13 protein-coding genes are annotated in these 13529 nt (G+C 42.1%); 3 read left to right on the forward strand and 10 right to left on the reverse strand.

What is annotated here, in order from left to right:
• Window positions 1–80: 80 nt before the first annotated feature.
• The gene (locus H5164_RS04495) at window positions 81–1037 is read right to left on the reverse strand and encodes a LysR family transcriptional regulator (RefSeq protein WP_182742600.1); all 957 of its coding nucleotides are present in this window, start codon (window positions 1035–1037) and stop codon (window positions 81–83) included.
• A gap of 64 nt (window positions 1038–1101) precedes the next feature.
• Complete coding sequence (locus H5164_RS04500) at window positions 1102–1815, reverse strand: 16S rRNA pseudouridine(516) synthase (RefSeq protein WP_182754953.1); 714 nt, start codon at window positions 1813–1815, stop codon at window positions 1102–1104.
• Between the two features lie 81 nt (window positions 1816–1896).
• Here H5164_RS04500 and glnD point away from each other — a divergent pair, with 81 nt between their 5' ends.
• Together glnD and H5164_RS04510 are read left to right on the forward strand one after the other, a co-directional pair.
• Complete coding sequence (glnD, locus tag H5164_RS04505; RefSeq protein ID WP_182754955.1) at window positions 1897–4542, forward strand: [protein-PII] uridylyltransferase; 2646 nt, start codon at window positions 1897–1899, stop codon at window positions 4540–4542.
• Between the two features lie 170 nt (window positions 4543–4712).
• Window positions 4713–5213 (forward strand): YcxB family protein, encoded by a 501-nt coding sequence (locus H5164_RS04510; protein ID WP_182754957.1) that lies wholly within the window; start codon window positions 4713–4715, stop codon window positions 5211–5213.
• A gap of 35 nt (window positions 5214–5248) precedes the next feature.
• Here the strand turns inward: H5164_RS04510 and H5164_RS04515 are convergent, their stop codons facing one another.
• Window positions 5249–5836 carry a uracil-DNA glycosylase family protein gene (locus H5164_RS04515; RefSeq protein ID WP_404948338.1) on the reverse strand — a complete coding sequence of 196 codons (588 nt, stop codon included), beginning with the start codon at window positions 5834–5836 and terminating at the stop codon, window positions 5249–5251.
• Between the two features lie 112 nt (window positions 5837–5948).
• Here H5164_RS04515 and H5164_RS04520 point away from each other — a divergent pair, with 112 nt between their 5' ends.
• Window positions 5949–6194 (forward strand): hypothetical protein, encoded by a 246-nt coding sequence (locus tag H5164_RS04520; protein ID WP_182697821.1) that lies wholly within the window; start codon window positions 5949–5951, stop codon window positions 6192–6194.
• Between the two features lie 97 nt (window positions 6195–6291).
• Here H5164_RS04520 and H5164_RS04525 read toward each other — a convergent pair whose 3' ends face one another.
• The 7 genes from H5164_RS04525 to H5164_RS04555 form a co-directional block, all read right to left on the reverse strand.
• Window positions 6292–6675 (reverse strand): MAPEG family protein, encoded by a 384-nt coding sequence (locus H5164_RS04525; protein ID WP_182754959.1) that lies wholly within the window; start codon window positions 6673–6675, stop codon window positions 6292–6294.
• A gap of 262 nt (window positions 6676–6937) precedes the next feature.
• Entirely contained in the window at window positions 6938–8269 is a 1332-nt protein-coding gene (locus H5164_RS04530; RefSeq protein WP_182697928.1) for a PAS domain-containing sensor histidine kinase, read from the reverse strand.
• A complete protein-coding gene (locus tag H5164_RS04535) occupies window positions 8269–9708 on the reverse strand; it encodes a sigma-54 dependent transcriptional regulator (RefSeq protein WP_182722081.1) in 1440 nt (479 codons plus the stop codon). The genes H5164_RS04530 and H5164_RS04535 overlap by 1 nt, the downstream gene beginning before the upstream one ends.
• Window positions 9709–9824: 116 nt before the next feature.
• Window positions 9825–11033 carry an ABC transporter permease gene (locus H5164_RS04540; RefSeq protein WP_182754961.1) on the reverse strand — a complete coding sequence of 403 codons (1209 nt, stop codon included), beginning with the start codon at window positions 11031–11033 and terminating at the stop codon, window positions 9825–9827.
• A gap of 24 nt (window positions 11034–11057) precedes the next feature.
• On the reverse strand, window positions 11058–12371 hold the full coding sequence (locus H5164_RS04545; protein WP_182754963.1) for an ABC transporter permease: 1314 nt from the start codon (window positions 12369–12371) through the stop codon (window positions 11058–11060).
• A gap of 18 nt (window positions 12372–12389) precedes the next feature.
• A complete protein-coding gene (locus H5164_RS04550; RefSeq protein ID WP_124015630.1) occupies window positions 12390–13088 on the reverse strand; it encodes an ABC transporter ATP-binding protein in 699 nt (232 codons plus the stop codon).
• Between the two features lie 190 nt (window positions 13089–13278).
• Window positions 13279–13500, reverse strand: a complete 222-nt coding sequence (locus H5164_RS04555; protein ID WP_182754965.1) for a hypothetical protein — start codon at window positions 13498–13500, stop codon at window positions 13279–13281.
• Window positions 13501–13529 lie beyond the last annotated feature (29 nt).

Genomic DNA, 13529 nt, shown 5'->3' on the forward strand with positions numbered 1-13529 from the left:
AATTTACGCGTTAATATATAAAAAAAGATCCAGATCACACGTTAATCATGCTGGATCTTATTTCATAAAATGATAAATACTTATATCAACAATGACTTAGTGATATCAATTATCATTTGCTTGGTCTCTAACGAGTAACGACGATAATGCTCTGCACGCTCAATTAAACAATAACTTGGCATCGCCATAACGCTGTTAAGCTTATTAAATTCACTGTCGGGTAGTTTCTCTACTCGCAGTTGTGGAATTTGCTGTGCAAACGAACCTTCATTGCAAATCGTTATCGCCAAACTGTCCATGGTGAGCATGTGCCAATACCAATCCTCAAGCTTAGCAACGCACTCTATATCTTCGATGAACAACCCGTTGGTTTGACAATAAAGCTCTAAAGGATCAATACGGCAGTTAAAACCTTTGCAACTTAAATACACAATTGAATGTTGAATGATATTTTCTAATTTAATCTCGTCAACACTAGTCCAAAATTCATGGTTAACGTTACCCACTACACAAAAAGACTTCACATTGGCAATTGGGGAAGCCTCTAGACCATGAGCATTCTGAGTATCAAAGCCAATGCCAAAATCGAGCTCACCATTATAAATCAACTCTTCGGTGTCAACTTGCCAGCTATGAAGGCTCACCTTACCGATAACATTACGAGGCAATTTACTGAGTGCAATGGCGATGCTGGTAATAATACTGGGCGAGACAGCGATATGTAGAATAGGCATTTGATGGTGATTTTGGCTTTCGTCTGCCACACGCTCAATTTTACTTACCATGTCACACAATTGACATACTGGCTGATACAAGCGCTCAGCTAATGGAGTTGGTTTTAATCCCTGTTGGCGACGAAAAAACAACTCATCATTAAAAATCACTCTTAACGATGTTAAACATCGACTAATTTTAGGTGCAGATACCGCAAGCTCTTTGGCGGCAAAGTTAGCAAAGCCTGTCTCGTAAATAAGCTTAAACACCAACAAACTAAATACGTCTAATTCGCTGACTTTTTTTAATGCTTGAATATCCACATATCACCTAATCTGCTGTAATGAGGCGATTAAATTAACATGTATTCAAATAATAAAAATTGATCTAGTGCTGAAAAACGCTATCAACTTCAGCTTTTGTTAATGCACGAAACTCGCCAGCTAACAAAGTGTGATCCAGCACGATATCGCCAACAGATTCGCGATGTAGCGCAACTACCGGATTACGAAAACGACCAAACATACGCTTAATTTGATGGTACTTACCTTCACGCAACACTACCCGAGCTTGATGACGAGATAAAAGCATCAATTGTGCCGGTAACGTAGTGATATTTTCATACTCAAAATACATCCCATTCGCAAAGGCCTCAACATATGCTTGATCCAGCGGATTGGCTAAAGTGACTAAGTACTTTTTGTCGACTTTATGATCTGGAGCCATCAAAGCCTCCGACCATTTAGCGTCATTGGTGAGCAATAATAACCCAGTAGAATGTAAATCTAATCGCCCAGCTATATGCAGCATCTCAGTATTAATGCCCGTCATTAGCCCCAATGCCGTCGGATGCTTATCGTCAATAGTGGCACTGACCACTCCGTCAGGCTTATTAAGCATATAGTAGCGTTTTTGATAATGACGTAGCACCACACCATTACACTCAATATGAGTAAACTCATCAATTTGTAAATCTAGTGACTTAGCAAATTGGCCATCAACACGCACTTTATTGTTGATTAATAGTTCGCGCACGGCTTTTTTAGGGATCTGTAACGTGCCAGCAATAAATTGATCGAGTCGACCTCGTTTAGACACCATAAAACTTCACCAATATAGAATGATACCAATTTGTTTAAGAATACCTTATTCTGTTAAAAGGCAAAAACATTAAGGAGTAACATGCTTTCGCAACCTGCTAGTACAGTTTTGCGCTCAGATATGACTAGCGCCGAATTAAAACAGGCGATTAAGTCACTGGATCAACATTTACAAGATAACATTTTTCAGAGTGCCATTAACGACACCTTGAATAAGCGATCGCAGTTTTTCGATGCACTATTATGCCAACTCTGGCACCCCTTCGAATTAGACCCTGCGCGTATATCGCTTAATGCTGTTGGTGGTTATGGCCGCCAAACCTTACACCCTTTCTCCGATATCGATATTTGTGTTATCCATGATGGCCAATTAACACCTAACGAAGCGGCCGCTATCAGCCAATTCCTTACCCAACTATGGGATGTAAACCTTGATTTAGGTCACGCAGTTCGCAGCTTAGACGACACATATCAAGCCTGTAAAGACGACGTAACCATTGCAACCAGTTTACTGGAAATCCGCCATTTATCCGGTAACCATCACCATCAGCAACAAGTTCTCAATGCCCTTTACGGCCAAGAGTTATGGCAAAGCCAAACGTTTTTCAATGCCAAACTCAGTGAACAGCAAGAGCGTCATGCCAAAGCACAAGGTACCTCATACAGCATTGAGCCCAATCTTAAAACCAGCCCTGGGGGAATGCGCGATATTCAAACCCTTACCTGGGTTGCTCGCAAGCATTTCGGCGTATCCAGCATGCAATCACTTCGACGCTTTGGTTTTTTAACCAATGATGAATATGCTGAATTAATGGAATGCCAACACTTTTTATTTAGGGTGCGCTTTGCCTTGCATCAATCAGCCCAGCGTGGTGAAAATCGTTTGTTGCTGCAATACCAAGCTGAAGTGGCAAAATTAATGGGGTTTGGTGATGGTATGCCCATCGGCGAAAGCGGCAATATTGCTATCGAAAAAATGATGCGCCAGCTGTTTCGCGCCATGAAGCGCATCGGCGAATTAAACAAAATTTTAATGGCCTATTTCCAGCGAGAAATTATTCCAGAGCTCAATCCACACATTATTGTGATTAACGAGAATTTTGAAATTGTCGATAAATACATTCATGTTCGTGATGAAACCGTGTTTATCGATCGCACCCAGATTATGGCGTTATTTGAATTTATCGCGATTCATCACGACAAAATTATCGGTATTACCGCAGAAACGCTACGTTCACTGCGCCAAGTGAGACGCCGCTTAATGGGCGACTTACAAGACTTTCAGCTGTGTCGTGAACAATTTAAAGCGATATTTGTTCACCCTCAAGGCATGGGACTGGCGATTACCTTAATGCATCAGCACGGTATTTTAGCGTCTTATTTGCCGCAATGGCGTGAAGTCGTTGGCCAGATGCAGTTTGATTTGTTCCATGCCTATACTGTTGATGAACACACCCACAAAGTGCTTAAAAATATTTACACTTACGGCCACGACATCAAAACCTTAGATAAAGATCTCACATTAGCTGCTGATATTTATCAAAAAATGTCCAATAAATCGACACTCTTGTTTGCCGCATTATTCCATGATTTAGCCAAAGGACGCGGCGGAGATCATAGTGAATTAGGCGCTGTCGATGCCAGTTTGTTCGCCAAGTTCCATGGTTTAAAAGCCTCACAAGAAAGACTCATTTGCTGGTTAGTAGAACATCATTTATTAATGTCTATTACCTCACAGCGCATGGACATCTATGATCCTGAAGTGGTCAACGCATTTGCCAAAAAAGTCGGCACATTAGCCCGTTTAGATGCTCTATATTGCCTTACCATTGCAGATATTCAGGCAACCAATGATGATCTGTGGAATGACTGGAAAGCATCACTGCTAAAAGACTTATATTTTGTCACCCGCAAAGCACTTCGAAGTGGTTTTGAAAATATTCTGCAACTGCGAACCTTAGTGCGAGAGCACAAACAAGAAGCGCTCAATTTATTGGTTGATGAAAACAACAGTGAAGAGATTAAAAAATTATGGCGTCGATTGCCTATCGCCTTTTTCAGTAATGCCGAAGCTGATGATATCGCCCGCTATACCCGAGCAATGATTAATCACGATCTTGCGCCAGCGACAGATAATCAATACAACACCCTTATTTTACTCGACGATGTGGTGGTAAAAGGCTGCAGTGATGTGTTTGTTTACACCAAAGACCGCCACGGCTTATTTGTAAAATTATTCAATACCTTAGCAACATTACGCATTTCGGTTAAACAAGCACAAATTGCCCGCACTAAAGATGGCTATGTGGTCGAGTCATTTAAGGTACTCGACTTCGATGAAAAACCCATCACCAGCGAGCAACGCCGCAAACAAGTTATTGATAAGTTACATCAAGTACTTGATCAGGGCATTACTTTATCGAAAAAGCGTCAGTCCAGACGGCATCAAAGTTTTGATAATCAACCTAACATCGAATTTTTGCATTCACGCAAATCGACTCGTAGTTTGGTTAATGTATCCGCACTAGACACCAGTGAATTTATGGAACAAATTGCCAGTGCGTTCAGGGAATTGGATTTAAATATTCATTCGGCCACCATCAGTACGGTCGGCGAACGTGCAGACAATGTATTTTTATTATCCAATAAAGACGATCAACAATTAACCCCAGAACAACAACAGCAATTGTCGGCAACATTAATGCAAGCGATTACCGCTAAACAATAGCAAGGCTTATAAGCCAGTAAGTGGATAAGAATATGATTCAATAATGTTGATTTACTGGGTCATGAGCGTGTTAACCGCCATGGCCCGCCAATTTCACTCTTAAGCATACTTTGAGCAAACAGATGACTATGCGATAATCATGCCCATCAACTGCCGTTCATTAGGTCATCATGTCACAAGCCTTTCGTTATACTGCTGAATATGTACTCGATAAGTCGTACTTTGAAGAATGCTATCAGCAATCAGTTAATCCCAATCCGTCACCAAAACGTTTTATTAAAACCGCTGTGTTTGCACTGATTGGTTTGGCTATTTTAATGCTCGACGCTATCAGTTCTGCGGCCATGAGCACCAAAGAAACCTACTATTTAGGCTACTTTTTCATTGGTTTAGCGGTTGTTGAGTTTTTAAGTATTCGCTTTAATAAAACCTGGTGGTTATGGCGTCAAATGATGAGTAAAGCGGCAGGTGAACATGTCAGTCTGACCATCGATGATAAAGGCATCAACAGTCAGTCGCTGCATGTAAATCAACAGATCTTATGGACAGATATTTATCGGATTACTGAAACGGATAGCGGTTTATTAATAAAGCTCGAAAAAACCACTACTTATTTATCTAAGCGCTGTCTAGATAAAAGAACCATTGATTTTATCATAGAGAAACAATAGCTTAGGCACCAATCCAGCAATAAATAACTTGGCGATTACGCTAGCGCAATCGCCACCCGTTGACGAATATCGCTCAGTAACTCAGCCTCAAACCATGGATTACGGCTCAGCCAAATATTATTACGCGGGCTAGGATGTGGAAGTGGAATGTAACATGGCCCAAAGGTGCGCCATTGCAGTACGGTTTCGGTTAAGGTTTTCGGTTTATCGCTTAAGTAGTACTGCTGTGCATATTGGCCCACCAGCAAGATCAACTTTACATTTACAAGTTGCGCTAACAACAGACTGTGCCATTTAGGCGCGCACTCAGGTCTTGGCGGTAAATCGCCAGACTGGCCCTTACCGCTATAGCTGCCAGGAAAGCAAAAGCCCATCGGCATGATAGCGATTTGCTTCGCATCGTAAAACACCTCTCGGGTGATGCCTAACCATTGGCGTAATCTGTCGCCACTGGCATCGTCAAATGGGATCCCCGACTGATGTACCTTGCGACCAGGGGCTTGACCAATGATCAATATTCTCGCTTGGGGATCGATTTGCACCACAGGACGCACACCATTAACTAAGCTAGAAGCACAAAGCTGACAATTTTTGATTTCAGTCAGTAACCCTGTCATATCAATCCCATACATTTGCATATAAAATCATAAAAAGCCCTTAAATAACCCTATCCAAGGGAACTAAGCTACAGTAGTATTTGTCGAAATAATAAAGTTCTCCCAAGAAGGAACACCCATGCAAGCATCCCGTATTACCCTAACCACATTAGCTGCAATATTCATCAGCAGCATAGCAATCAGTTTTAGTGCAGCTGCCCTTCCTCAAGCACCAATAAAAGATGTGGTGTCTTTAAAAGATGCTTGTAAGCAAATTGCAGTTGAAGATCAACTACCTGAATCTGAGGTTGGATCGTTTTTATTAGACTGTGTGAACGACCAGTTAACTGAAATGGGCTATGAACGGGTTACTAGCCTAGATTAAACAATATTATCGCTAAATATTATCGCTATCGTGAAAGTATCAACTAACGCGATAAAAAAAACGCCTTTATGGCGTTTTTTTTATCGGTGATTCAAACTTAAAATGCTTGGCAAAATATGCCAATCGATGCGCCAATCCCAACAAACCAAGTCAATGATCGCATGGTGCCATAATTCAATAAATACATCACATGGTAAACCAACCGCGCGACCACATGCACAATCGCTAATAACGCAACCATATCAGTCACATTATTAGTGATTAACGCCGTTAACACAGCAATACCAAAAACGATTAACGACTCAAACGCATTTTGATGCCCAGCAGCCGCTCGTGCACCATATCCGGTTAACTGAGCTTGCTGCGACCGCGGGTGGTTATTGTCATATTTGCCCAATTTAGCCATTGCCATTGCTAACGGTACTTTTGCCACATATGGCAATAACATCGCAATCAATAAACATATCAGTATCGTCTGCATAATCTGTCCTTTTTATTAGTTATTAGTTATTGGTATTGTCAAGTCAATGCTATCGATAAAATAGTCAACTTACCTCGTCTTATTACGCCATCGTAAGTTAACACATCCACAAGATTTCACTCACTTGTCTTGACGGTTACCTGAAACTGTTTTCCAATGAGATCGATTGTTAGGGGTAAACGTTAAGCTTAATGGATCAACGGCTGAGTCATTAGCGTGATGACATAAACATCCATCTGAACAGTAAGTCGCTAACGCAGCATTAACTCTGTTGAGCAGGTAACCAGACTTTGACACTTAAGCCCCCTTCTGGGCGACTTTGCAGGCTAATTCGGCCACCGTGAGCTTCAATGATTTCCCGGCATAAGGGTAAACCAATGCCAGTACCAGATTGCTTGGTAGAATAAAAGGGCAACAGTGCCTGCGACAATACTTCGCTAGACATCCCCGAACCTTGATCATTCACTTTTATCAATAAACCAGCAACTGGATGGGTAATATCTTCAAAAATCAGCGCGACACTATCGGCATCCGCACCTGATTCATGGGCATTTTTAAGTAAGTTAATCAGTACTTGTTCAAGTTGAACCGCATCAAGCTTAATCGGCATTTGCGGCAGAGGCGATAACACCTGAAACGGATATTGCTGAGCCAGCTGTTGGGTCATCTTAGACCAATCAATTAGCTGTTTTTGTGGTAAAGGTAACTTAGCAAACTGGGCGTAATGAGAAATAAACTGACTTAAATGACTGGTGCGATTTTCAATAGTATCAAAAATCAGTTGCAGCTTAGTGTTGTCTAAATGTTGAGTTAAAAACCTACCTGAGTTAACCATAGAAGCGATAGGAGCCACTGAATTATTGAGCTCATGGCTGATAATGCGGATCACCTTTTTCCACACGGCGACTTCTTGGCGATTAAGCTCTTTAGTGAGTTGTTTAAGTAAAATTAAATGATGTTGCTGATTATTTTGGGTAAAGCGACCGCGGGAAATATGCCAGGTTTCAACATCATTCTCATCGATACTATCGCCTGAGCTGCTGCCCATCGAAAACAGCCCTTCTTGCTCACTATTTAATGCCGTTTTAAGCGCTTCTGGCAATATCGCAATCAGTTCAGGTAACAACATACCTTCAACTTTAACGCCATGATTGAACAAATGTCTTGCCGCGCCATTGGCATAAATAACTCTCTGTGAGTCATCAATTAATAACATCACATTTGGCGAGTTTTGAATCACTTTATCGAGCATTAACTCGCGCTGATAAATAAATTGTCGTTCGCTGCGCAGTTTTGCCGATGCTTGATTGTATAAACTCACCAAAGCATCAAGTTGCGGCTCACCATAAGGGTGCAGCGACACACTAAAGTCGTTGTCTTTAAAGTTTAATAAGCCGATTTCCAACGCTTGCAGGCTGTCACTTAAGCGCTTGGTAAGCCACATACTGCAAAAGTAGCACACAGCCAACATTAGTAGCACAGCCAACCATAGCGAGTTATCACCTAATGTCAGCCACACTAAAGCCCCTGCCATTGCGGCCAAAAGGCAGCTTAACATGTTGCTTAACACGACTTTAGTGCGTAACGATAACATCATGGCTTAGTGACTCTAATCGCGTATTTTTCCATCCGCCGATACAGGGCTTGCCTGCTTAAGCCAAACGATTTAGCCACTCTGGCAATAACGCCATTATATTGGGTTAATGCAGCTTCTATCTGTTGTTTATCAGGCTCAAAAATAAGACCCGCACTGGCATCATCTGACTCATTCTGCTCAAGGGCATCATTAACAAAATATTGATTTTTAACAGCTTCACTTGAATGATGTAGCCTTGAAACCGCAGCCACTTGATTAGCCGTGTTCGGGTTCAAGCCAAAGTCGTGCAGAGTAAGCTGGGCAGATTTTGCCAGTAATACCGCTCGTTTACAGGCGTTTTCTAATTCGCGTACATTGCCTGACCAACAATGGTTAAGTAACGCCTGCTGGGTCGTTTTATCAAGACTAAAGTTAGTGCCAATAAAATGTTTCACTAAGGGTAAAATATCATCTTGGCGTTGATGTAATGGTGGCACGCTCAGTTCAATCACATTTAAACGGTAAAACAAATCTTCACGAAATCGCCCATTGAGAATGTCATCGGCTAAATCGGCATTAGTTGCACTAATTACCCGTACATTGACTTTACGAGTTTGATGGCTGCCTAAACGTTCAAACTCGCCTGTTTGCAGCACTCGCAATAACTTCACTTGACCAGACAAAGGCAAATTGCCTATTTCATCTAAAAATAACGTGCCGCCATCAGCCGCTTCAAAACGGCCCATACGAGTTTTATTGGCCCCCGTAAAGGCGCCAGCTTCTGCGCCAAATAGCTCAGCCTCTAATAAATCTAGCGGCAAAGCGCCAATGTTGACCTTAATAAAAGGTTTATCTTTTAGTGGCGAATTAGCCTGTAAAATATCGGCGATTTTATCTTTACCCGCGCCATTTGGGCCAGTGATCATTACCGACACATCAGAACGAGCCACTTGTAACGCCAAATCAACACAGCGCTGCATCGCGCCACTACCAAATACTAGCCCACATAAATCAGCACCATTAATGGCCGACATCCGCTCACTGTGTATGCGACTTAATTGGCTATTTTGTTGTGATAATCGATAAATAGATAATAAGTTGCTAATGCTATTGAGCAGCTTGGCGTCATCCCAGGGTTTACCCATGTAATCAGCCGCGCCCGCTTTAACCAGTTCAACAGCAGTTTCAAGTTGAGTCCAAGCGGTCATTAAAATAATCGGTAAATTAGGCTGTAATTTACGTAAACCATAAAACAACTGTTTGCCCTCTTCACCCGAAGTGGTATCACGGCTGAAGTTCATGTCTTGGATCACCAAGCAGATCTCTTTATGAGTGACAATCTCAACTGCAGCTTCTGGCGTGTGACAAAAAATAGCCTGATAGCCATGCAGTTCAATCATCAGCGCAAGGGCTTGGCAAATGGCATGGTTGTCGTCAACAATTAAAATATTATCCATTACTTTGATGTAATTCTCATTGGTTAAACTCCAAAACGCGATGTTGATTGAGCACCTTTGCTAGCCTAGCACGCTAGCGCAAAGCTAACTAGATTGCGAATAAAATCAGCATGACTCTAGACGCTGCGCGTCGCCATCGCAGGTGAAATATTGGCCGCTTTAGCCGCGGGAATAATAACCGCTAGCGTGGTAACTATCAGTAAGCCAACCACAGATGCTATCGGATAAACTACCGGCACCATTGGTAAGCTATACAGTTTCATTAATTGCTGTCCCAATACAAGTGATAACATGCCGCCAATAACACCACCGACAATACAAATCAGATAGTTTTCAACCATAAAATATTCAATGATGTCACGCTTACGAGCTCCTAATGCACGGCGAGTGCCGATTTGTTTGGTGCGACGTTGAATATTAAACATCACCATACCCGTTAATCCTAGCGCAGTAATGAGTAGCAATAACACCACCATAATACTTAATACGGTCGCCATTAAACGGTGGTTACTGTAAGTCAGGTTTCTGATTTCACTCAGAGTTTGAAAGTTATCAAAAACCCGATTGGGATTTTCAGCATGGAGGGCTTTTCGGATAGCGTTTTCTAACGCGGGGATGTGTTCAGATAATGCCCGTACCATATAAGATTTATTACTGCTGTTGCCGCCAAAATCGATATTTTGGATCACGCTGTATTCAAAGTTCTTGTTATCAACCCAAGCCCCTTGTAGTTTATCAACCACGCCAATAATGGTAACACTTTGCTCTCCTTGATACATGGTTTTACCCAGCGGCGATTCATCCCCCCAAAAGGCTTTAGCTAGAGGTTGCGACACTAGCGCCAGCATGCCGCTATCACTCAAGCTGGTATTAATTTCATCTGCCGTAAAGTTGCGTCCGGCAATTAACTTAGCGCCCATCACATTGAGCAAATGCTCGTTACCCAAGTAAAATGCAAAACCCGGAGTGCTTTTGGCCGTATCTTCATTTGGGCTGTCAACATAGCGATCCATCCAACCACTGTCACTTAAGGGCAACATATTGCTAGAACTGGCATCGATAACATTAGGAAGTGAACGTAAAATCTGTTGATCTACCTCATTTTGCTTAAGATTATCAACGGCTGGGTCGAAGTTATAAACACTGAATGTGAGTATTTGATCTTCTGCATAGCCCGACTCACGCTGCATTAACGACAAACGCTCGTTAATAATAAAGCTAGCATTGGCGACAATCGCAACAGACAAAATGATCTGTAATAGCAATAAAACCGGCGCGCTTTTACTGCGCAGTAAACTGGATAAAATCGGTTTGATATGTAGCATGGTGATGTCCTTGTTTATAATCCGTTATTGGGCTTTTAAATACACGCTGGGTTTAGTGCGACACACCACCCATGCAGGATAAACCCCTGCCAATATCGCCGTTGAAATAGCGATAATTGGGGTGATAAACCACATACTGAGATCAAGCCCAGTGACACTTTGGTCCACTGAAAAATAGCTGTGTAGCGCCGTTAACGAACCCCATGCCCATAACAACCCGACGACCCCACCAATAAAGCCAATCATGCCCACTTCGACCATATACTGGCTAAAAATCTGTCCACGGCTAGCGCCAATCGCACGACGGACCCCCACCTCAGGCGCACGCTTTAAAAATTTAGTCAGCAATAAACCGAGAATATTGACTAAGCAAACGCTTAAAAACAGTAAGCTTAAACCGACTAATATTTTGTTATCTTTGGGCACCACTTCATTATCTTCTAGCCATTTGCTGATATCGCTAATTTGCACTGATTCGCCAGCGGTTTTAGCCGTATCAGTAAAGCGGCCAATGGCTCTTTGTTGTTCGACATAACGGATTAACCACGCTAAAAAACTTTGTTTTTGCTCATCGGTTTTGAGTTCGGTCCAAAATTGAATCCACACTTTTTCTGACGTTAATCGATCCTTGTAAGTGAGCATGGGTTCAAATTTCCAACCACTGGTATTGCCCCACACATCAAACTCTTCTTGTTCGGTTAACGAAAAAGGAATAAATATTTCTTCAGCATCATTAAATGCGCCATTAGTTGGATCGTAATATTTAGGCTGTGGATTCCAATCTTCAATCACCCCCACAATCTGATAAGGCTTACGATCTAAAAACACCGTTTTACCCACACTGTTTTTGCCTTTAAAAAAGCGTAAATTTAACTTTTGGCTAATGACAACTTGATAGGCTGGGCGTAAATCAACGCTGGCATCCCAGTAACTGCCATATAAAAATGGTACCGAGAAAATCCTAAAAAAGTCTCTGTCGGTAACTCGCACACTTTGCAATACTGGTTCAATCTTTGGATTATCAGACTGCAAAGCTAACCCAGTACGATAACTGGCAGCTTTAAGGCTTAACTCATCGTTATTACGCAAATTCATTGCATCGATATAAGTAATATTGGCAATAAACTCATCCCACGTATCCAATCCTTGGCTCCACAACTGTACCGAGTTAATCACTTCACTGCGATCACCTGCCGGATTATAAGACATGGTTTTATAGACATTTAACGTGGTAATGGTAATTCCAATCCCAATCGAGATGGCTAACACCATTAACATCGATAACATCGGCGTTTTACGTATGCTTCGCCATGCTAAATCGCAATAGTAAAAAAACATAATATTCCCCTTATGCGATTATCGCGTGCCTGTAGCAGCTTGTTGATACATGGAAAAGTCACATACTTGGCCATCGACAATTTGAATATTGCGCTGCGCGCGACGTGCAAGTTCGGAGTCGTGAGTCACCATAATAATGGTGGTGCCTTGTTGATTAATATTCTCAAGCAGCTCCATCACCTGACGCGCCATTAAGCTGTCTAAATTACCGGTAGGTTCATCGGCTAATAAAAATCGAGGTTCGCCCGCTAATGCTCGCGCAATCGCTACGCGTTGCTGTTGTCCACCCGATAATTGTGTCGGTAAGTGCTTCATTCGCGCACCTAAACCCACTTGCTCTAATGCTGACTCGACTCGACGCTTACGCTCACTGGCATTCATACCGCGATAGCGTAATGGTACTTCGACGTTTTCGGCTAAATTGAGATCAGGAATTAAATTAAACCCCTGAAATATAAAGCCAATTTTTTCATTGCGCACTTTGGCACTTTTGTTATCGCTTAAATTCGATACATTGACACCATCAAGACTGTATTGCCCAGATGAAAACCCTTCAAGTAAACCGGCAATATTCAAAAAAGTGGTTTTACCTGAGCCCGATGGGCCCGTCACTGCCACAAACTCGCCTTCATTCACTTCCAGATTAAAGTCACGTAGCGCATGGGTTTCAACTAAATCGGTTTTGAATACTTTACTGATGTTTTTCATGGATAACATAATGGCTTCCTTGGTTAATTCGGTTGTCGCATCCCAGCGCTTATGGCTGATAATGTGAATCTTACTAATCTGAATACTGTTGTTTTAATGCTTTTTTTAATGCTATGAGTGTTGTTATTATCGGTTTAGGTGATATGTCGTGGTCGCTGATTTGATTAGTGCTGTCAGCGACAGTACCCGCTAGCCGAGGCTAAAACAGCAGCTTAATGTTGACCATGTCGCTAATATCAATATGCAAGCGAACGACCGGATTGACCTCCGTTAGCCGAGTTGAAACCTGGCTGCTCATGTCAATTAACTGCAAACTCACCGATAACCAATCGGTATGATTATCAATGCGATAACTCACGGCTATTGCGAGAACAAATAAAGCAGCGAGTGCGATAAGCTGTCTACGTTGAATAAAAGTCATTGAATGTCCTTACTCAGTTGAGTGTTTCG

It is taken from the genome of Shewanella sp. SG41-3, assembly GCF_014164545.1.
Taxonomy (GTDB): domain Bacteria; phylum Pseudomonadota; class Gammaproteobacteria; order Enterobacterales; family Shewanellaceae; genus Shewanella; species Shewanella vesiculosa.

Coding starts and splice junctions, on each gene's coding strand:
- H5164_RS04500 (WP_182754953.1), bottom strand. CDS start 1,815: ATGGTGTCTAAACGAGGTCGACTCGATCAATTTATTGCTGGCACGTTA.
- glnD (WP_182754955.1), top strand. CDS start 1,897: ATGCTTTCGCAACCTGCTAGTACAGTTTTGCGCTCAGATATGACTAGC.
- H5164_RS04510 (WP_182754957.1), top strand. CDS start 4,713: ATGTCACAAGCCTTTCGTTATACTGCTGAATATGTACTCGATAAGTCG.
- H5164_RS04520 (WP_182697821.1), top strand. CDS start 5,949: ATGCAAGCATCCCGTATTACCCTAACCACATTAGCTGCAATATTCATC.
- H5164_RS04525 (WP_182754959.1), bottom strand. CDS start 6,675: ATGCAGACGATACTGATATGTTTATTGATTGCGATGTTATTGCCATAT.
- H5164_RS04530 (WP_182697928.1), bottom strand. CDS start 8,269: ATGTTATCGTTACGCACTAAAGTCGTGTTAAGCAACATGTTAAGCTGC.
- H5164_RS04535 (WP_182722081.1), bottom strand. CDS start 9,708: ATGGATAATATTTTAATTGTTGACGACAACCATGCCATTTGCCAAGCC.
- H5164_RS04540 (WP_182754961.1), bottom strand. CDS start 11,033: ATGCTACATATCAAACCGATTTTATCCAGTTTACTGCGCAGTAAAAGC.
- H5164_RS04545 (WP_182754963.1), bottom strand. CDS start 12,371: ATGTTTTTTTACTATTGCGATTTAGCATGGCGAAGCATACGTAAAACG.
- H5164_RS04550 (WP_124015630.1), bottom strand. CDS start 13,088: ATGTTATCCATGAAAAACATCAGTAAAGTATTCAAAACCGATTTAGTT.
- H5164_RS04555 (WP_182754965.1), bottom strand. CDS start 13,500: ATGACTTTTATTCAACGTAGACAGCTTATCGCACTCGCTGCTTTATTT.